Source organism: Sphingomonas sp. 320_CC (assembly GCF_059691795.1).
In genome coordinates this window covers 809,577-826,331 of sequence record NZ_JCAWAE010000002.1, presented here as the reverse complement: position 1 = coordinate 826,331, position 16,755 = coordinate 809,577, and the positions used below count along the sequence as shown (strand labels likewise).

General features: G+C 65.6%; 20 protein-coding genes and 1 tRNA gene. 5 read left to right on the top strand and 16 right to left on the bottom strand.

Features of this window, described 5'->3' with window-relative positions; translation table 11 throughout:
• Positions 1–57: 57 nt before the first annotated feature.
• Positions 58–705, bottom strand: coding sequence for a queuosine precursor transporter (locus AC59GX_RS10855; protein ID WP_426283008.1), 648 nt, complete (start codon positions 703–705; stop codon positions 58–60).
• 145 nt (positions 706–850) lie between these two features.
• On the opposite strand from AC59GX_RS10855, the gene AC59GX_RS10850 reads away from it, so the two are divergent.
• Positions 851–2,116 (top strand): NupC/NupG family nucleoside CNT transporter, encoded by a 1,266-nt coding sequence (locus tag AC59GX_RS10850; protein WP_426283009.1) that lies wholly within the window; start codon positions 851–853, stop codon positions 2,114–2,116.
• Positions 2,117–2,339: 223 nt separating this feature from the next.
• Here AC59GX_RS10850 and AC59GX_RS10845 read toward each other — a convergent pair whose 3' ends face one another.
• The 3 genes from AC59GX_RS10845 to AC59GX_RS10835 form a co-directional block, all read right to left on the bottom strand.
• Positions 2,340–2,894, bottom strand: a complete 555-nt coding sequence (locus AC59GX_RS10845) for a fasciclin domain-containing protein (protein ID WP_426283489.1) — start codon at positions 2,892–2,894, stop codon at positions 2,340–2,342.
• Positions 2,895–2,977: 83 nt separating this feature from the next.
• On the bottom strand, positions 2,978–3,916 hold the full coding sequence (dapF, locus tag AC59GX_RS10840) for a diaminopimelate epimerase (protein ID WP_426283010.1): 939 nt from the start codon (positions 3,914–3,916) through the stop codon (positions 2,978–2,980).
• A gap of 39 nt (positions 3,917–3,955) precedes the next feature.
• Positions 3,956–4,420, bottom strand: coding sequence for a DUF6456 domain-containing protein (locus tag AC59GX_RS10835; protein WP_426283011.1), 465 nt, complete (start codon positions 4,418–4,420; stop codon positions 3,956–3,958).
• Positions 4,421–4,505: 85 nt separating this feature from the next.
• Here AC59GX_RS10835 and AC59GX_RS10830 point away from each other — a divergent pair, with 85 nt between their 5' ends.
• Entirely contained in the window at positions 4,506–5,066 is a 561-nt protein-coding gene (locus tag AC59GX_RS10830) for a helix-turn-helix domain-containing protein (RefSeq protein ID WP_426283012.1), read from the top strand.
• Between the two features lie 17 nt (positions 5,067–5,083).
• Here AC59GX_RS10830 and AC59GX_RS10825 read toward each other — a convergent pair.
• The 7 genes from AC59GX_RS10825 to AC59GX_RS10795 form a co-directional block, all read right to left on the bottom strand.
• Positions 5,084–5,156 (bottom strand) — tRNA-Val (locus tag AC59GX_RS10825).
• Between the two features lie 51 nt (positions 5,157–5,207).
• Entirely contained in the window at positions 5,208–6,149 is a 942-nt protein-coding gene (locus AC59GX_RS10820) for a hypothetical protein (RefSeq protein WP_426283013.1), read from the bottom strand.
• Between the two features lie 101 nt (positions 6,150–6,250).
• Positions 6,251–7,750, bottom strand: a complete 1,500-nt coding sequence (locus AC59GX_RS10815) for an NAD(P)(+) transhydrogenase (Re/Si-specific) subunit beta (protein ID WP_426283014.1) — start codon at positions 7,748–7,750, stop codon at positions 6,251–6,253.
• A 27-nt stretch (positions 7,751–7,777) separates the two neighbouring features.
• The gene (locus AC59GX_RS10810) at positions 7,778–8,095 is read right to left on the bottom strand and encodes an NAD(P) transhydrogenase subunit alpha part 2 (protein ID WP_056064542.1); all 318 of its coding nucleotides are present in this window, start codon (positions 8,093–8,095) and stop codon (positions 7,778–7,780) included.
• 1 nt (position 8,096) lies between these two features.
• Positions 8,097–8,438, bottom strand: coding sequence for an endonuclease domain-containing protein (locus AC59GX_RS10805; RefSeq protein ID WP_426283016.1), 342 nt, complete (start codon positions 8,436–8,438; stop codon positions 8,097–8,099).
• A gap of 178 nt (positions 8,439–8,616) precedes the next feature.
• Positions 8,617–9,738 (bottom strand): NAD(P) transhydrogenase subunit alpha, encoded by a 1,122-nt coding sequence (locus tag AC59GX_RS10800; protein ID WP_426283017.1) that lies wholly within the window; start codon positions 9,736–9,738, stop codon positions 8,617–8,619.
• A 4-nt stretch (positions 9,739–9,742) separates the two neighbouring features.
• Complete coding sequence (locus tag AC59GX_RS10795) at positions 9,743–9,865, bottom strand: aa3-type cytochrome c oxidase subunit IV (protein ID WP_082441508.1); 123 nt, start codon at positions 9,863–9,865, stop codon at positions 9,743–9,745.
• 140 nt (positions 9,866–10,005) lie between these two features.
• Here AC59GX_RS10795 and AC59GX_RS10790 point away from each other — a divergent pair, with 140 nt between their 5' ends.
• Positions 10,006–11,421, top strand: a complete 1,416-nt coding sequence (locus AC59GX_RS10790; RefSeq protein WP_426283018.1) for a sigma-54-dependent transcriptional regulator — start codon at positions 10,006–10,008, stop codon at positions 11,419–11,421.
• An 860-nt stretch (positions 11,422–12,281) separates the two neighbouring features.
• Here the strand turns inward: AC59GX_RS10790 and AC59GX_RS10785 are convergent.
• The 3 genes from AC59GX_RS10785 to AC59GX_RS10775 form a co-directional block, all read right to left on the bottom strand.
• On the bottom strand, positions 12,282–12,707 hold the full coding sequence (locus tag AC59GX_RS10785) for a hypothetical protein (protein WP_426283019.1): 426 nt from the start codon (positions 12,705–12,707) through the stop codon (positions 12,282–12,284).
• A gap of 104 nt (positions 12,708–12,811) precedes the next feature.
• Positions 12,812–13,603 carry a DUF72 domain-containing protein gene (locus AC59GX_RS10780; protein WP_426283020.1) on the bottom strand — a complete coding sequence of 264 codons (792 nt, stop codon included), beginning with the start codon at positions 13,601–13,603 and terminating at the stop codon, positions 12,812–12,814.
• 41 nt (positions 13,604–13,644) lie between these two features.
• Complete coding sequence (locus tag AC59GX_RS10775) at positions 13,645–14,310, bottom strand: Crp/Fnr family transcriptional regulator (RefSeq protein WP_426283021.1); 666 nt, start codon at positions 14,308–14,310, stop codon at positions 13,645–13,647.
• Between the two features lie 95 nt (positions 14,311–14,405).
• Here AC59GX_RS10775 and AC59GX_RS10770 point away from each other — a divergent pair, with 95 nt between their 5' ends.
• On the top strand, positions 14,406–15,203 hold the full coding sequence (locus tag AC59GX_RS10770) for a class II aldolase/adducin family protein (protein WP_426283491.1): 798 nt from the start codon (positions 14,406–14,408) through the stop codon (positions 15,201–15,203).
• A 26-nt stretch (positions 15,204–15,229) separates the two neighbouring features.
• Positions 15,230–16,396 carry an alpha-hydroxy-acid oxidizing protein gene (locus AC59GX_RS10765; RefSeq protein ID WP_426283022.1) on the top strand — a complete coding sequence of 389 codons (1,167 nt, stop codon included), beginning with the start codon at positions 15,230–15,232 and terminating at the stop codon, positions 16,394–16,396.
• A gap of 10 nt (positions 16,397–16,406) precedes the next feature.
• On the opposite strand, the gene AC59GX_RS10760 is transcribed toward AC59GX_RS10765, so the two are convergent.
• Positions 16,407–16,592 carry a Trm112 family protein gene (locus AC59GX_RS10760; RefSeq protein ID WP_426283023.1) on the bottom strand — a complete coding sequence of 62 codons (186 nt, stop codon included), beginning with the start codon at positions 16,590–16,592 and terminating at the stop codon, positions 16,407–16,409.
• A gap of 2 nt (positions 16,593–16,594) precedes the next feature.
• Complete coding sequence (locus tag AC59GX_RS10755) at positions 16,595–16,741, bottom strand: hypothetical protein (protein WP_497301670.1); 147 nt, start codon at positions 16,739–16,741, stop codon at positions 16,595–16,597.
• Between the last annotated feature and the right edge of the window lie 14 nt (positions 16,742–16,755).

The window sequence follows — 16,755 nt, the reverse complement described above, 5'->3', positions numbered from 1 at the left end:
CTCCCGCGAAGGCGGGAGCCAAGACTGGGTCCCCGCCTTCGCGGGGAAACAACGCGGTCAGACCTGGTCCAGCCGCCGTCCCAGCTTCACGAAGAAGGTGATCATGAACGGCACCAGCACGATCGACAGTATGACCTTGGTCAGCATCTGCCCTTCCATCAACGCGATGATCGGCCGCTCCCCCAGGAACGAGATGGTGATGAACAAGATCGTGTCGATGATCTGCGAGATGATGCTCGCGATCATGCCGCGAAGCCACACCAGCTTGCCGTCGCCGCTGCCGACCTGTCCCGACAGCTTCGAGAAGATCAGCACGTTGAGCGTCTGCGAGATGCCGTAGGAGATCAGCCCGGCGATCATCATCCGCGAGCTTTGCCCGACGACGACCGGGAACGCGTCGACCGCGGGCGGGTACATCCCCGGATCGTGCGGCAGCGCCAGCACCAGGTGGATCAGCGCCGCCGACACCAGCAGCGGAATGAACCCGAGGCGCACCAGGAACGTCGCGGTCTTCTGGCCGTGCAGCTCGGAGATCGCACTGCTCAGCACCACCAGCAGCAGGAACCCGAAGATCCCCGCCTCGACCGCGAGTGGACCGAGCGCGACCTGCTTCACCCCCAACACGCCGGCGATGCACACCATGCCGCCGTACAGGACCGAAAAAACGAAGAGCGAACGCGGGAACGCGGGAACAGGCTTATCCATCGCCGGGGACGCTAGCGAAATCGCGCGCGCCGTCAAATGACTAGCGCGCTTCAAATAACTGGCGAGCGCGGCGCTCGCGTGTCATGTCGGTCGCTTGCGCAGCCGGGGGGCGGCGCGTGTCATCGCAAGAAAACGCAGGGCGTCCATGGAAAGACTCTTCATCGGTTTGGCGGGCATCGCCGTCATCCTGGGCATTGCCGTGCTGTTGTCGAGCGACCGCCGTGCGATCCGCCTGCGTATCGTCGGCGCCGCGTTCGCATTGCAGGCCGGGATCGCCGTGCTCGTGCTGTATTCGAGCTTCGGCAAGGTCGTGCTCGGCGAGATGTCCGGCGGCGTCGCCAACCTGCTCGGCTATTCGCAGAAGGGCACCGAATTCCTGTTCGGCAAGATGGCGACGCCCGAGATCGGCGGACAGAGCTTCGCGATCGCCGCGCTGCCGGTGATCATCTTCTTCGCGAGCCTCGTCTCGATCCTCTATTATCTCGGCATCATGCAGTTCGTGGTGCGCTGGGTCGGCGGCGGGATCGAGAAGGTCATCGGCGTCTCGAAGGTCGAATCGCTATGCGCGGCGGCGAACATCTTCGTCGGCCAGAGCGAATCGCCGCTCGTCATCCGGCCGTACCTGGCGGGGCTCACCCCGGCGCAGCTTTTTACCGTAATGACCAGCGGCATGGCCGGCGTCGCGGGCACGATCCTCGCGGCGTATGCGTCGATGGGCATCCGGATCGATTACCTGCTTGCGGCGAGCTTCATGGCGGCGCCGGGCGGCATCCTGATGGCGAAGATCATCATGCCCGACCGCGTCACGCCACCAGAAGGCGAACTCGCGCTCGGCGACCTGCCCGGCGGATCGTCGGCGGGCGAACCGATGCCGCAAGCAACGCACGACGAGGAAAAGCCGGCCAATCTGATCATGGCCGCAGCCCAGGGCGCGCAGACCGGCGTGCGCCTGGCCGTCGCGGTCGGCGCAATGGTGCTGGCATTTGTCGCGCTGGTGGCGCTCGCGAATGGCCTGCTCGGCGGGCTCGGCAACATGATCGGGCTGCCCGGCCTCAGCTTCCAGGGGCTGCTCGGCTATGTGTTCGCGCCAATCATGTTCCTGCTGAACGTCCCGTGGAGCGAGGCGGGGATCGCCGGCGGGCTGTTCGGGCAAAAGATCGTCCTGAACGAGTTCGTCGCGTATATCTCGCTCGGCACGCAGCAGGGGCTGAGCGCGCGGACGATCGCGGTCATCACCTTCTCGCTATGCGGCTTCGCCAACTTCTCGTCGATCGCGATCCAGATGGCGGTCACCGGAAGCCTCGCACCGAACCAGCGCCCGATGATCGCCAAGCTCGGCCTGCGCGCGCTCGCCGCGGGAAGCTTGGCGAACCTTATGTCGGCGGCGCTCGCGGGCCTGCTGATCGGCTGACAGAGTATCCTCCCCTGCAAGGGGAGGTGCAGCCGCTTGGCTGACGGAGGGGTATAACCCTCTCGACAGCGCACTACCCCTCCGTCTGGCTACGCCAGCCACCTCCCCTCACAGGGGAGGATAACCGTGCCAACGCAATCGGGCCCGCCACCTTTCGGCAACGGGCTCGACGCAAACTACCTCGCAGGGGGAAAGCGAGGCAGCTATCTCGCGGGATCGCCGATTACGGCAGCATCACCGTGTCGACGACGTGGATCACGCCGTTCGACTGCATGACGTTGGCGATCGTGATCCGGCCCTTGTGGCCCTTGCCGTCCATGATGCCCCAGCCGGTGCCGACCTTCTTGAACATCAGCGGCTCGCCCTGCACGGTCGTGTAGGTCGCGGTGCCGCCGTTCGCCTTCGCCTTGGCGGCGATGTCGGCGGCGGTGATCGTGCCGGGGACGACGTGATAGGTCAGGACGCTGGCGAGCTGCGCCTTGTTCTCGGGCTTGAGCAGCGTGTCGACGGTGCCCGCCGGCAGCTTCTTGAACGCGGCGTTGGTCGGCGCGAACACGGTGAACGGACCCGGGCCCGACAGCGTCTCGACCAGGCCGGCGGCCTTGACCGCGGCGACCAGCGTCGTGTGGTCCTTCGAATTGACCGCGTTCTCGACGATCGTCTTGGTCGGATACATCGCGGCGCCGCCGACCATCGGGTTGGTCTGGGCTGCGACGATGGCGCTGCCGCTGACGGCAACGGCCGCGGCGACGATCGCGGTACGAATGAACGGGTTCATGGCTTCTCTCCTGCGTGCGGAGCCGGTGTGCGGCGCCACTGCGGGGAGATACGGACGTGCCGGCAGAAGGACGCAGCCGGTGTTCAGATCGCCGCGAGAAGGCACGCCCATGCTGCGATCTCATCGTCATGCCGCCGCGTGACGACCAGGTCGCTCGCCGCCCCGGTATCGAGATCGACGTCGATTGTGCCGGTCCACTCGAACGTCGCATTGCCCGACAGCGTGACCATCGCGGCCTCGCTCGCCTCGGCGCGGACCAAGCCGCCCTTGTTGAACACCGTGGTCGGCGTGCCGTACGCGATCCGCCCGGTCAGGCACGCGGCATAGGTCGACGCCGCCATCGCGCTGCCGCAACTGTCGGTCAGCCCGACCCCGCGCTCGAACGTCCGCACGAACAGGTCGCGTCCGCGAACCTCGACGAAACTGACGTTCGCGCGGTTGGGCAACCAGTCGGGCGCCGCCTCGCAGGCTTCGCCGACGCGCACGAGCTCGGCTTCGTCGATGGCATCCACGAACGTCACGAGATGGGGGTTCGGCATCGCCACCGCCGTAAAGGCGCGGTCCGTCGGCAGATTCGCGATCGGCGTATCGACGATGCGATCGGTCCCGACATGCATAGGCCACGCCGCGACATCCAGAGACGCGGGGCCAGCGATCTCGCGCACGGTGAACACGCCATCGGCAATATCGGCATCGCGCTCGACGGCCGCGTCGCTCGTCTTCAGCAGCGCCGACGCGGACTCGGAGCCCGTAGCCGCGAACCCGGCGCGCGCGACGCAACGCAGGCCGTTGAGGCACGTCTCCGACTCGCTGCCATCCGAATTGAACATCCGCATGCCGAACGCGTGGGTCGCGTCGCCGCCAGTCAGCAGCAGGAGCCCGTCGCCACCCACCGGTCCATCGCGATCCGCCAACGCCCGCGCGACGGCAGCCCAAGCCGCATCGCCGAGCGTCGACGCGCGTGCGTCGATCAGCGGAAAGTCGTTGCCAGAGCCGTGGCATTTGATGAGGTCGAAGCGCATGCTGGACACTTAATCACGCCCGCGCACCAATGCGAGCGCCTAACCGATCCCGTAATGCGCGGCCAACCGATCGAGTGCGAGCGTCAGCACGACCCGCCCCGCCCGCGCCGGCCATTGCAACGCCTTCTCGGCCACCGGCAGCCCCTCCCCCGCACAAACCACCCGCCAAAGGATATCCGCCAGCCCCGGCCCCGCCGCCGCCAGCGCCCCGTCGAACCGACGCTTCGCCGCGATCTGCGCCGACGTCGGGTCGAGTCCGCCGCCACCTCCCCCATCGACCCGCTCGACCCAGCGCATCGTCACGCTCGGCGCGATCGACGCGCGTTCGTAATCGGCCCGCAACCGCTCACCCGCCTCGAACTGTCTCACGTCGATCAACGCGCGCGACCGCAGCCATCCAAGCGGCGACTCCGCAAGGTTCACGGTGACAATACGACCGCGACGCATGCCGACCGCTTGAGGAACACCCTCCGAATCGACCGTCCGCTCTACCAGTTCGCGCATCCGCCATCTCCCGTTGCGCTTGGCTGTTGCCATATCCGCACGGTTGTAGGACAGCTGAATAACCTATCTGGTTTGGAACCGTTCAATGATCACCGCCATTCGGGAAGTCCGGCGCACTAAGGGACTGACCCTGGAGGACGTCGCCAGGCGTTGCGATCCACCGACCACCGCGCAGACGATCGGGCGCCTGGAGACCGGCACGCGCACCGTCTCGATCGGCTGGCTCAACCGGATCGCCGCCGCACTGGGCGTCGAGGCAAGCGATCTTGTGAAATTGCCAGGCCGTACCGACCTGCCCGTCGCCGCGATTCTAGACGGCCGCGAAGCCCACGCCCCCCGGCGAACTACTACGGCACCACCGCCTCAAGTCGCGCCAGGCCAGATCGCAATAACCGTCGCGAACGGCACCGGCGAATACCGCGCAGGCGATGTAATCTGGGCGGCAACGCTGGCCCCCCGAGATTTCACAACCGCGCTCAACCGCGACATCCTCGTCCCGCAACCGGCAGGACGGTTCGCGTTCGGACGGCTCACGCAATGCAACGGCGACGTCACCGTCCTGCCGCCGGGCACCGGCACGCAGTCGCTCACCATCGCCGACCCCGCCTGGATCGCGGTCGCGGTGCGGTTGGTTCGCGAACTGTAGAAGATGGCGGATAACGGTGGACAATGACGGGCTCGAACCGCCGACATTCTCGGTGTAAACGAGACGCTCTACCAACTGAGCTAATCGCCCCTCTCGGGTGGACGTCCGATGCCAAAGCCGGGCGGCCGGGGCAAGCTAAAATCACGGAATGCGCAGGTCGGCGCCCTTGGTGGCTACGATGTACCCGCGCATCGCCTCGCTCGCGCGATCGGACAGCACCATGAAGGCGCGGCGTCGGTCGAGCAGGTCGGGACGGCGTTCGAACAATCCGGTGTCGGTCATCCGCGCGATCCAGCGCAGCGCAGTGGTCGGCGCGACTGCCGCTGCGATGCACAGGCTCGACACCGAAACGCGGCCCCGCTCAAGCTCGGCGGCGTAGAGATCGAGCAGCATGTCCCAGCCAGGGTCCTCGAACAATGTCGCGCCGAAGAACTGGTCGCGCAAGCGGCGCGCGCGGATCGCCCGACGGACATCCGCCGCGCTGGGCTCTACCAAGGCGGGCGGTGCGCCGTAGCGATTGGTGCGGTCGCCGACGATCGGTGCGACAGGTGCGTCGCCCTCGATCTCCGCCCGCGTCAGTCGGGCGAGCGCCTCGGCGATCCGCGCGACCTCGGTGTTCAGTCGCTCGAGCCGCGTGCCGTCGGTCTCGCGGTGAACATCGAAGACGCCCGCCGGGATACGCGCCGCCTCGGCAGCGACCACGATCGCCGCCACGCAATCACCGACGGTGGGATCGACCAGCAACCGCGTGCTGCCGCCGAGCGTCGCCGCGGCGACAACGTCGATCTCGTCGACGCCCATGGCAACGACCAGTCCCGCCTGCATTGAAGCCGCCTGATGGACGATTCCTGGCAGGTGTTCGGCTATTATCGCTGGATCGACTCCGCCGGCCTCGACGACGATGACCTGCGGCGTCGCATGATCGCCGAAGCCTGCCGGCCAATCGAGTCGGGCAACGATCCGACCGTTCAGCGCGGCAAGGGCAACGGCCAGCCGGTCCGGTGCGCCGGGCCCGGCGATAAGGATCGCGTCGATCCCCGTGTCGTAATTCGCCGCGTCAGGCGGGCCGTCAGATAGGGTCATCAAGGTCTCCGCTATGATACGGAGACTAACCTGTGTCAGGTGAGGAGTTACACCCGAACTGGATCGAGTTCCGTTGCAGTTGGGAACCCCACGCGAAGAGCTCAGTCGAGTGCCTTGACGATATCCTCGACCATCTTCTTCGCGTCGGCCAGCAGCATCATCGTATTGTCGCGATAGAACAGTTCGTTATCGACGCCTGCATAGCCGACGCCGCCCATCGACCGCTTGATGAACAGCACGGTCTTCGCTTTCTCGACATCAAGCACGGGCATGCCGTAAATCGGCGACGTCTTGTCGGTCTTCGCGGCGGGATTGGTCACGTCGTTGGCACCGATCACGAACGCGACGTCGGTCTGCGCGAACTCGCTGTTGATGTCCTCCAGCTCGAACACGTCGTCATACGGCACGTTCGCCTCGGCCAGCAGGACGTTCATGTGCCCCGGCATGCGCCCCGCGACGGGGTGGATCGCGTATTTCACGCGGACGCCCTCGGCCTTCAGCTTGTCGCCCATCTCGCGCAGGACGTGCTGAGCCTGCGCGACCGCCATGCCATAACCGGGGACGATGATGACCTGCTCGGCCTGGCTCATCAGGAACGCGGCATCCTCCGCCGAGCCGCGTTTCCACGGTCGATCGACGGCTGAGCCGCCACTTCCCGCGCCTGCATCGCTCGTCCCGAAGCCGCCTGCGATCACGCTGATGAAGCTACGGTTCATCGCGCGGCACATGATGTAGCTGAGGATCGCGCCCGAGCTGCCGACCAGCGCGCCGGTGATGATCATCGCGCTGTTGTGGAGCGTGAAGCCCATCGCGGCGGCCGCCCAGCCCGAATAGGAATTGAGCATGCTGACCACCACCGGCATATCCGCGCCGCCGATCGGGACGATCAGCAGGAAGCCGATGACGAAGCTCAGGATCACGATCGTCCAGAAGATCCACGGTGCCTGGTCGGTGACGAAATACGCGATCAGCCCCAGGATGCCGGCGAGCAGCGCGAGGTTGATGACGTGGCGGCCGGGCAGCATGATCGGCTTGCCGCCCATGTTGCCGTTGAGCTTCAGGAACGCGATGACCGAGCCCGAGAAGGTGATCGCACCGATCGCCACGCCGAGGCCGAGTTCGATCCGGCTGACGGGGTGGATCACCGCGAAGGGTTGGCCGATCAGCGGGATGACGAGGTCGGAGATCCCGAATGCCTGCGGGTTGAGATAGGCCGCGATGCCGACCAGTACCGCGGCGAGACCGACGAGGCTGTGGAACGCGGCAACGAGCTGCGGCATCGCGGTCATCGCGATCCGGCGTGCTGTCACGAGACCGATCGCCGCGCCGACGCCGATCGCCGCAAGGATTTCGACGACCGTGGTCCAGTCGATAGCGCGCACGGCTATCGTAGATCCGGTGTCGGAAACGAGAAGGTGCTGAACGAATGGCACATGCGTCACCAGCGTGGTCACGACCGCGATGGTCATGCCGATGATGCCGAACCGATTGCCGCGCTGGCTCGACGCGGGGCTCGACAGCCCGCGCAGCGCGAGGATGAAGCACACCCCCGCGACGAGATAGGCGAGCGATGCCCAGGGGCTGACCGTCAGTTCATGCATCGCGCGTCCCCTTCACGTCCGTATCGCTCACTTGCTCGCAGCAGGCGCGACCGGCCGTTCCTTTTTCTTGTACATCGCCAGCATCCGCGCGGTGACCGCGAAGCCGCCGAAGATATTGATGCTCGCCAGCACCACGGCAAGCAAACCGAGTGCCTTGGCCACGCCCGATCCGGCGCCGATGCCTGCCGCAGCCGCAGCAATCAGCGCGCCGACGATGATCACCGAAGAGATCGCATTGGTCACCGCCATCAAAGGCGTATGCAACGCCGGCGTCACCGCCCAGACGACGAAATACCCGACGAAACACGCCAGCACGAAGATCGACAGGATCGCGATAAAGTCCATGCTATTCCTCCTGTGCGGCGAGTCGCTCGGCTGCAAGTGCCACGATACCTCGAACCATCGCGTCGCAATCGTGGAAAATCTCGATAGCCGGGATACGCAGAACGGCGATGCCACGTCCTTCGAACCAGGAATCACGTGCGGCATCGCGCGCTGGGTGATCACCATAATCATGCGCTTGGCCGTCAACTTCGATGATCAACCGCGCAGGATGACAGTAGAAGTCCGCAACGTACGGACCCGAGGGATGCTGCTTCCGAAACTTCAAACCAGCCGGTCGCTCCCGCAACGCAAGCCACAATGTGATTTCGGGCGGAGACATCGTCGCTCGAAGCTGCTTGGCCAAAGCCCCAGTCGTTCCCGCTCCTTGCAGCATCTCTAGATCCTCCCCTTGCAGGGGAGGTGGCAGGCACTTGCCTGACGGAGGGGTGTCGTCCGCAGTGATGGTGCGCGAAATAACGACTGGCGACACCCCTCCGTCGCGCCAGGGCGCGCCACCTCCCCTTGCAGGGGAGGATAGAAGATCATGCCAGCAGCCTTGGGTTCACGATCTTGCCGCCCTGCGTCAGCCGGATCGCATCGCCGATCTCGGCGTCGAGTACGGGTCGCCCGGCGTCCTTGTCCCAGAAGGCGTTGAGGAAGTTGAACAGGTTTCGCGAGAACAAGGCGCTCGCGTCTGCCGCCAACCGAGACGGCACGTTGCGGTGACCGACGATCTTGACGCCGTTCACGACGACCACCTCGCCCGCGACCGAGCCCTCGACGTTGCCGCCCTGCTCGACCGCAAGATCGACGATCACCGATCCCGGTTTCATGCTCGCAACCTGCGCCGCCGAGATCAGCCGCGGCGCGGCACGTCCCGGGATCAGCGCCGTCGTGATGACGATATCCTGCTTGGCGATATGCCCCGACACGAGCTCCGCCTGCGCCGCCTGGTATTCGGGCGACATCTCGCCGGCATACCCACCCGTCCCCTCGCCTTCGATCCCCGCGACGTTCTCGACGAAGATCGGCTTCGCGCCGAGCGACTGGATCTGCTCGCGGGTCGCAGCGCGCACGTCGGTAGCCGACACCTGCGCGCCGAGACGCCGCGCAGTCGCGATCGCCTGCAAGCCGGCCACGCCGACGCCCATCACGAAGGCTTTGGCGGCCGAGATCGTCCCCGCCGCAGTCATCATCATCGGAAACGCGCGACCATATTCGGCCGCCGCGTCGAGCACCGCCTTGTAGCCCGACAGGTTCGACTGCGACGACAGGATGTCCATCGACTGCGCGCGCGTGATGCGCGGCATGAACTCCATCGCCAGCGCTTCGTAGCCCGCCGCAGCATAAGCCTCGACTCGCGCGCGCTCGGCAAAGGGATTGAGGCTGGCAACAATCCACGCCCTCGGCGTCACGCCGTCGAGCGAAGCAGGATCAGGCCCCTGCACGCCGAGCACGATATCCGCCCCCGCCAGCGTCGCCGCACGGTCGCCTACCGACGCGCCCGCATCCGAGTACGCGGCATCGGCGATCGAAGCAGTATCCCCCGCCCCCGCCTCGACGGCGAGCACAGCCCCCAGCGCAATAAACTTTTTCACTGTTTCCGGCGTCGCGGATACCCGCCGCTCGCCGTCCGCTTGCTCTTTCAGGACGGCGATCTTCATGGCGTTACGAGATCAGCCAGATCACGAGCGCGACGACCAGCGCACACCCGACTGCGCCCCATTTCATCATTCCCGTCACGCTCGAATAGGTCGCGACGTGCGCCTTCATGTCCCCGTTGCCGGCCATGGTTCGTGCCCCAATCCTGTCAGTGCCATCCTCTATGGCCGAGACCTTATCGCGCGTATCCAGGATCGCCAAGCAGGACATTTAAGTCGCTCTTTACTTGCGCTAGCTATTGCACGTGCCGGAACGGGACAGGATTCGCCATGACGCGCAATGGCCAGCGCCTATTATTGCTGATCGACGACGAGCCCACGCAGCGGCGGCTGGTGGCTGCCCTCGCGGCGCGAGGCGGCTGGCGCGCGGTCTTCGCGGCGGACGACGAGACCGCGATCGCCACACTCGGTACGCAGGACGGCATGCAGCTCGATGCGATCGTGATCGATCACTGGGCGCCCGACGAGGATGCCACCACCCTGATCGCGACGCTGCGCGAACGGCGCCCGGCGCTGCCGATCCTGGTCATCACGGCGAACGGATCGGTCGCGCACGCGGTCAGCGCGATGCGCGCCGGCGCCACCGATTTCCTGGTCAAGCCGCTTGCCCCCGACCGCCTGCTCGCCGCGCTGGACGCGGCGGTGGTCGGCAAATCGTCGGGCGAGCTTCGCCCGCTGACCGAGAAGATCCCCGCCCTGCTCGCGTTCGACGAGATCGTCGGCTCCTCCCCCGATTTCCGCGCTGCCCTCGCGATCGCCGCGAAAGCCGCCCGCGCCCGCGTCGCGATCCTGCTCGAAGGTGAGATCGGCGTCGGCAAGGACGTCATCGCCGAGGCGATCCATGCCGCCTCCCCGCGCGCGAAGAAGCCGATGATCAGCGTCAATTGCGGCGCGATTCCCGCGAACCTGATCGAATCGGAGGTGTTCGGGCATGAGAAGGGCGCGTTCACCGGCGCGTTCGAGCGCAAGATCGGCCGGTTCCACGACGCCGACGGCGGCACGCTGTTCCTCGACGAGGTCGGCGAGATGCCGCTCGAGGCGCAGGCGAAGCTGTTGCACGTCCTGCAAACCGGCCAAGTCCTCGCCATCGGCGCCCGCCACCCGCGCGAAGTCGACGTCCGCGTGATCGCCGCGACCAATACCAAACTGCTGGACGAGGTCGAGGCGGGGCGCTTCCGCGAAGACCTGTATTACCGCCTCAACGCCGTCCAGGTAACGATCCCGCCATTGCGCGAACGCACCGGCGACATCCCCGCGCTCGCCCGCCACCTGCTCGCGCGGATTGCCGAACAGCCTGGGTTGCGACCGCTCGGCATCACCGATTCCGCGCTCGCGCTGCTGGTCCAGTACGACTGGCCCGGCAACGTCCGCCAGTTGCAGAACGCGCTCTTCCGCGCCGCCGTGCTGTGCGAGGACACCGCGCTGACCGAAGAGGATTTCCCCGAGATCGCCGCGCTCGGCACGCGCGAGCGTCCATCCGCGCCGGCAGCGGTCGGCGGCGGCGGCGTCACGTTGTTCCGCCCCGACGGCAACCTCCGTGCGCTAGAGGAGATCGAAGCCGACGTTATCCGCCTCGCGATCGGCCACTACCGCGGCCGCATGACCGAAGTCGCCCGCCGCCTCGGCATCGGCCGCTCGACGCTCTACCGCAAGCTCGGCGAACTCGGGATCGACAACGCGGCGTGATATGACGGCTGGGTTGGGAAGGTTAGCGGACTGGTGGTTCCCAGCGTGTTTGCAGCCGTCAAGGGTTGCGCGAAAGCTAGGCGATAGCGTTTGCGCACGATTTGAGCTTGCGTGAGAAACGTGACCGGACGAGCATAGGCTCTATATTCAAGAGGGTGACCATGCTGGCCTTGATGGTAGTTTCCATGATCGTAGCGGAGGTGCCAAACGCGGCGAGGACGCAGCAGATTTGCGAAGTTGGGCGTGCCGCACTTCGCGATTTGCCCCCAGCCGACTTGGGCGGAAGTTCCGACATCTACTATGAAGGGCCCAACACGAACCACCATGATCTGTTGGGGATGTGCCCTGAGCTAAAGGATATATTGCCTACGGGTTATCTGCTGGCAGACAGCGACGCGCGAAGGCGTGCGGCGGTCCATGTCCCCTTGGTGGGAACAAACACGCGTCCGGCTAGCATCTACACGATCCAAATTCCGGAGATCAGCGCTGACCGACAATCTGCTATCGTTCACTTCGCTTACCGTTGCACGGGACTTTGCGGTGGTGAGTTCGACGCTCGCTATGTTCGAACGTCGAGAGGATGGCAGCGAGACGGCTCCGTACGGACACTCTCCGTATCGTGAGCAAAAGCGAACGGCAGGTTGTTAGCCAAGCATGAGGAAGCCTAATGTCCGGTAATGGGCGACATCGGCTATTTAGCTGGGCGGTTCGCTGATAAAGCCGATTACCCTCGCGTCCGTCCCTTTCAGACGCTCTACAGGCATTTTGCTTGTTCAGCGTGGTATGCTGCGTGCCCTCGAAACCCAATGGCCTTTGGGTTTGATCTTGAAATGTAAGCATCTGCTGCGTCACATGCCGATTTAGCCGTTTCGAATACTGACGGAGTGAATGCGCTTCGGGAAGCGGTGCAGCCGTTCACGACCATTGTAATCGCGATGGCGAAAGCGCCGAACGTCGTTGGCCGGTTGGGTTTCACCGTCATACGGGGAACCTGAACGAGGGCCCGCTCTTGAGCAAGCGCCGTGAAGGCCCATAACGTCTGAACGTGGGCGAAAGCGGAATGGCCGGAGTGGGAGAGGTTGGCTGCCGTTCCGCAGGTGATAAGCGGTCGCGAACAGAACGATCGAGCCGACCAAGCCTATCGCGATGATAAGCCAGTAGGTCATTGGCTGCTCCTTGCGCAGCAGGCCCTTGTTGTCCGCCGAAGCTGATCCGCTAAACAAAACGAAGATCGTCCGCCCGGCAACAAGGATGCCGACAACAAGGGGGGCGAATGGTCCGTCCATTTGTTGGCGATACAGCCAATGCGTGAATGTCCGTAATTGGGCAAGCGAAGTCGAACCACGCTGATCGGGCACTACGAACTGTTGTTCGAATGACCGCACGCTACTTACCCCCGCACCCGGTCGATCAGCGCCATCGCCGCATGCGGAGCGCGAACCTTGGCGCCGTTGATGAAGAACACGAACGTCTCACGGGGCGTCTTCGCCGGCGCGGCGTCTTCGACATACGGCAAGCCCTCAGGCCGTCCCCCCGCGGCCCAGGTCTTCGCCTTGTCCGCCCATTCATCCAGCGCGGTCGGCGCGTAGCCGGCGACGAAGCGCTCCTCGGCATCCTCCAGTCGCGCATAGACGAAGTCGCCGGTCACGTCGGCGATCGCGGGGTATTCCGCCGACTGCGCGAAGACGATCGCGACGCCGGCATCGCGGCACATCGCGACGAACTCCGGCACCGCGAAACTCTCGTGACGGACCTGGATAGCGTGGCGCAACGCGAGCCCGTCCTGCTCGGGCGGCAACAGCTTCAGGAACGCGGCGAAATCGTCGGCGTCGAATTTCTTGGTCGCCATGAACTGCCACAGGATCGGCCCGAGCCGATCGCCGAGCTCGACGATCCCCTGCCTGGTGAACTTGGCGATCGACTCCCCCGCCTCGGCCAGCACCTTCCGGTTGGTGCAGTAGCGCGATGCCTTGAGCGAGAAGACGAACCCGTCGGGCACAGCCTTCGCCCAGGATGCGAACGTCGCGGGCTTCTGGCTGCCATAATAGGTGCCGTTGATTTCGATCGCGGTGACGTGCTCGGCGGCATAATCGAGCTCGCGCTTCTGCGGCCATTTCTCCGGATAGAAGGTCCCGCGCCACGGCTCGTAGGTCCAGCCGCCAATACCGATTCTGATCGTCATGGCCGCGAGTGTAGCGCGCGGGAGAAGCGCTTGGCGATGCCCTATTCGGTGATGACGCCGCGCAGCCCGGGCACGTCGAGAATACGGACCTGCGCATAGGCCACCGCGACCAGGCCATCGCGTTCGAACCGCTTCAGATGCCGGTTGAGCGTCTGGCGCGCGATGCCGACGACGCCGGCAAGCTCCTCCTGACGGATCGTGATCCGACCGTCCCCCGCCTGCGACGCGCGCATCAGCGCCTGCGCCAGTCGCACCCGGATCGACTGCCCCACGCTTTGCGCGATGAACCGCAAGGCGGTGCGTTGGTGCGCGCACACGAGCAGCCCGAGATCGCGGTAGAGCTCCGGGTCCGCCGCCGCCGCCCGCGCGAACGCCGCCACCGGCACATGCAGCAGTCGCGCCGTGCCGAACGCCGTCGCGTCGTGCGGCCTTGGATGCCCGTCCAGCGTCGACAATTCCCCGAACCACGTCCCCGGCCGCACGATCAGCGCGAGCAGTTCGGCACCATTGGCGGACAAGCCCTTCAACCGGACCTGCCCGTCCAGAACCGCCCACAACCCGTTCGGGGGATCGCCCGAGCCGTAGATCCGCGCGCCGTTTTCCAGCACCTCGGCTCGCGCCTCCTGCAACAGGCGCTCGCGACGGGCCGCCGGTATCGCGCCGAACCAGCTATCGGTCGCCAGTATCGCGTGATCCGGATCATGCATCGCGCAAGGCTAGGCGAAATTTCGAGATTGTCACCATCGAGACAAAGTTTGTCGAAGGCCGGTCGTACAAGGGGCCAAACATAAGGAGGCGGATGATGGCGACGGCATTGAAGGCGATGGACCCGACGGCGGCGGAAACGACGATCAAGGATCAGGTATCGGCCGAGGAATGGGCGTTGCGCGTCGATCTCGCCGCCGCGTACCGGCTGGTCGCGCTGTACGGCTGGGACGATCTGATCTTCACGCATCTGTCCGCGCGCGTCCCCGGCCCCGAGCATCATTTCCTGATCAACCCGTACACGCACATGTTCGAGGAGATCACCGCATCGTCGCTGGTCAAGATCGACGTCGACGGCAACAAGGTCATGGACACCCCCGCCCCGGTCAACCGCGCGGGCTTCGTGATCCACTCGGCGGTTCACGCCGCGCGTCACGATGCGGTCGCGGTGCTGCATCTCCACACGCCGCACGGCCAGGCGGTGTCGGCGATGGCCGAAGGGCTCCTCCCGCATACGCAGACGGCGATGATCGCTGGGCACGACGTCGCCTATCACGACTTCGAGGGCATCGCGACGGAACTGGAGGAACGCGAACGGCTGGTGCAGGATCTCGGCACGAAGAACGCGATGATCCTGCGCAACCACGGCACGCTGACGGTGGGCGAGTCGGTGCCGCAGGCGTTCCTGCGGATGTATTTCCTCGAACGCGCCTGCGAAGCCCAGGTCCTGATGCTCAGCGCCGGTCGCGAGAATCTGAACAATCCGAACCAGGGCGTCGCCGAAAAGGTCGAGGGCCAATCGAGTTCGACAGGCATGCGGATGCTCGCCGACGGACTCGCCTGGCCCGCGCTGTTGCGCAAGCTCGACCGCGTCAATCCGGGCTATCGGGACTGACCGCGACCAGCTTCGGAGGGCAACGCATGCCGCATTACGGCGATTACCAGAACGAGATCTATTTCGCCGGCCTTGCCGGTGTCGTCCCGAAGGTCCCGGTCGATTTCGCATCGCTCAAGGCTCGGGCGGCAGCGGCCTTGCCACCGTCGGTGCTCGGCTATCTCCAGGGCGGGTGTGGCGACGAATTCACGCAACGCCAGAATGCCGACGCGTTCCAGCATTGGGGCATGACGCCGCGGATGATGGTCGATGCCACGCGCCGCGACCTTTCGATCGACCTGTTCGGGATGACGCTGCCCAGCCCGATCTTCATGAGCCCGGTCGGGATCAACGGGATGTGCACGCAGGACGGCCACGGCGATCTCGCCGCCGCGCGGGCGGCCGCGCTCACCGGCGTTCCGCTGGTCCAGTCGACGCTGTCGAACGATCCGCTCGAGGACGTCGCCGCGGCGATGGGCGATACGCCCGGTTTCTTCCAGCTCTACACGCCCAAGGACAAGCCGCTCGCCGAGAGCCTCGTCCACCGTGCAGAGGCGGCCGGATACAAGGCGATCGTCGTCACGCTCGACACTTGGGTCACCGGCTGGCGCCCTCGCGACCTGAACGTCGCGAACTTCCCGCAACTGCGCGGCCATGTGCTGGAGAATTACTTCAGCGATCCCGTCTTCCGCACGATGCTTGCCAAGCCACCGCGCGAGGACCTGCCCGCGGCGGTGCGGCAATGGGCCGGGACGTTCGGCAAGGTCCTGACATGGGAAGACATGCCGTGGCTGCGGTCGATGACCAAGCTGCCGATCGTCCTTAAGGGGATCTGCCATCCCGACGACGCGCGGCGCGCGATCGATCTGGGGGCGGACGCGATCTATTGCTCGAACCACGGCGGACGCCAGGCGAATGGCGGGATCGCCGCGATCGACATGCTGCCCGCGGTGGTCGAGGCGAGCGGGGCCGTGCCGGTGCTGTTCGACTCCGGCGTGCGGTCGGGGAGCGACGTGGTCAAGGCACTCGCACTCGGCGCCACCGCGGTCGGGATCGGCCGGCCCTACACCTACGGCCTCGCGCTCGACGGCGCGAACGGCGCGGCGCATGTGCTGAAATGCATCCTCGCCGAAGCCGACCTACTGATGGCCGTAAACGGCTACCCGACGCTCGCCGCAGTCCGGGAGGCCGGAGCGACGCGGACGGGCCGCTAGTGGGAGACGATCAGCCGGCGGTCTCGTCGATCCGGCGTGCCTCTTCGACCAGCATCACCGGCACGCCATCGCGGATCGGGTAAGCAAGGCCGGCCGCGTCCGAAATCAGTTCCTGCGCAGGCTCGTCATAGCGGAGCGGCGTGCGCGTCATCGGGCAGACGAGGCGCTTGAGCAGCCAGGGATCCAGGGTGTTCATCGTCAAACTCCTTCGCCCCGGGAAGGCGGCGCCGCGGCGGCCTGTGCAATACGACCAGACTCGCTGCCGATCCGTCGCTGCGTGGCGACGTGTTCGATCGCGGTGATCTTCTTGGGATCGAACAGATTGGCGAAGAACATGCCGATCATCATTACGGCACCAT

What these genes read in the sequence shown, in the direction of transcription:
- AC59GX_RS10855 (WP_426283008.1), bottom strand. Translation starts at nt 705, where the DNA reads ATGGATAAGCCTGTTCCCGCGTTCCCGCGTTCGCTCTTCGTTTTTTCG.
- AC59GX_RS10850 (WP_426283009.1), top strand. Translation starts at nt 851, where the DNA reads ATGGAAAGACTCTTCATCGGTTTGGCGGGCATCGCCGTCATCCTGGGC.
- AC59GX_RS10845 (WP_426283489.1), bottom strand. Translation starts at nt 2,894, where the DNA reads ATGAACCCGTTCATTCGTACCGCGATCGTCGCCGCGGCCGTTGCCGTC.
- dapF (WP_426283010.1), bottom strand. Translation starts at nt 3,916, where the DNA reads ATGCGCTTCGACCTCATCAAATGCCACGGCTCTGGCAACGACTTTCCG.
- AC59GX_RS10835 (WP_426283011.1), bottom strand. Translation starts at nt 4,420, where the DNA reads ATGCGCGAACTGGTAGAGCGGACGGTCGATTCGGAGGGTGTTCCTCAA.
- AC59GX_RS10830 (WP_426283012.1), top strand. Translation starts at nt 4,506, where the DNA reads ATGATCACCGCCATTCGGGAAGTCCGGCGCACTAAGGGACTGACCCTG.
- AC59GX_RS10820 (WP_426283013.1), bottom strand. Translation starts at nt 6,149, where the DNA reads ATGACCCTATCTGACGGCCCGCCTGACGCGGCGAATTACGACACGGGG.
- AC59GX_RS10815 (WP_426283014.1), bottom strand. Translation starts at nt 7,750, where the DNA reads ATGCATGAACTGACGGTCAGCCCCTGGGCATCGCTCGCCTATCTCGTC.
- AC59GX_RS10810 (WP_056064542.1), bottom strand. Translation starts at nt 8,095, where the DNA reads ATGGACTTTATCGCGATCCTGTCGATCTTCGTGCTGGCGTGTTTCGTC.
- AC59GX_RS10800 (WP_426283017.1), bottom strand. Translation starts at nt 9,738, where the DNA reads ATGAAGATCGCCGTCCTGAAAGAGCAAGCGGACGGCGAGCGGCGGGTA.
- AC59GX_RS10795 (WP_082441508.1), bottom strand. Translation starts at nt 9,865, where the DNA reads ATGGCCGGCAACGGGGACATGAAGGCGCACGTCGCGACCTATTCGAGC.
- AC59GX_RS10790 (WP_426283018.1), top strand. Translation starts at nt 10,006, where the DNA reads ATGACGCGCAATGGCCAGCGCCTATTATTGCTGATCGACGACGAGCCC.
- AC59GX_RS10785 (WP_426283019.1), bottom strand. Translation starts at nt 12,707, where the DNA reads ATGGACGGACCATTCGCCCCCCTTGTTGTCGGCATCCTTGTTGCCGGG.
- AC59GX_RS10780 (WP_426283020.1), bottom strand. Translation starts at nt 13,603, where the DNA reads ATGACGATCAGAATCGGTATTGGCGGCTGGACCTACGAGCCGTGGCGC.
- AC59GX_RS10775 (WP_426283021.1), bottom strand. Translation starts at nt 14,310, where the DNA reads ATGCATGATCCGGATCACGCGATACTGGCGACCGATAGCTGGTTCGGC.
- AC59GX_RS10770 (WP_426283491.1), top strand. Translation starts at nt 14,406, where the DNA reads ATGGCGACGGCATTGAAGGCGATGGACCCGACGGCGGCGGAAACGACG.
- AC59GX_RS10765 (WP_426283022.1), top strand. Translation starts at nt 15,230, where the DNA reads ATGCCGCATTACGGCGATTACCAGAACGAGATCTATTTCGCCGGCCTT.
- AC59GX_RS10760 (WP_426283023.1), bottom strand. Translation starts at nt 16,592, where the DNA reads ATGAACACCCTGGATCCCTGGCTGCTCAAGCGCCTCGTCTGCCCGATG.
- AC59GX_RS10755 (WP_497301670.1), bottom strand. Translation starts at nt 16,741, where the DNA reads ATGATCGGCATGTTCTTCGCCAATCTGTTCGATCCCAAGAAGATCACC.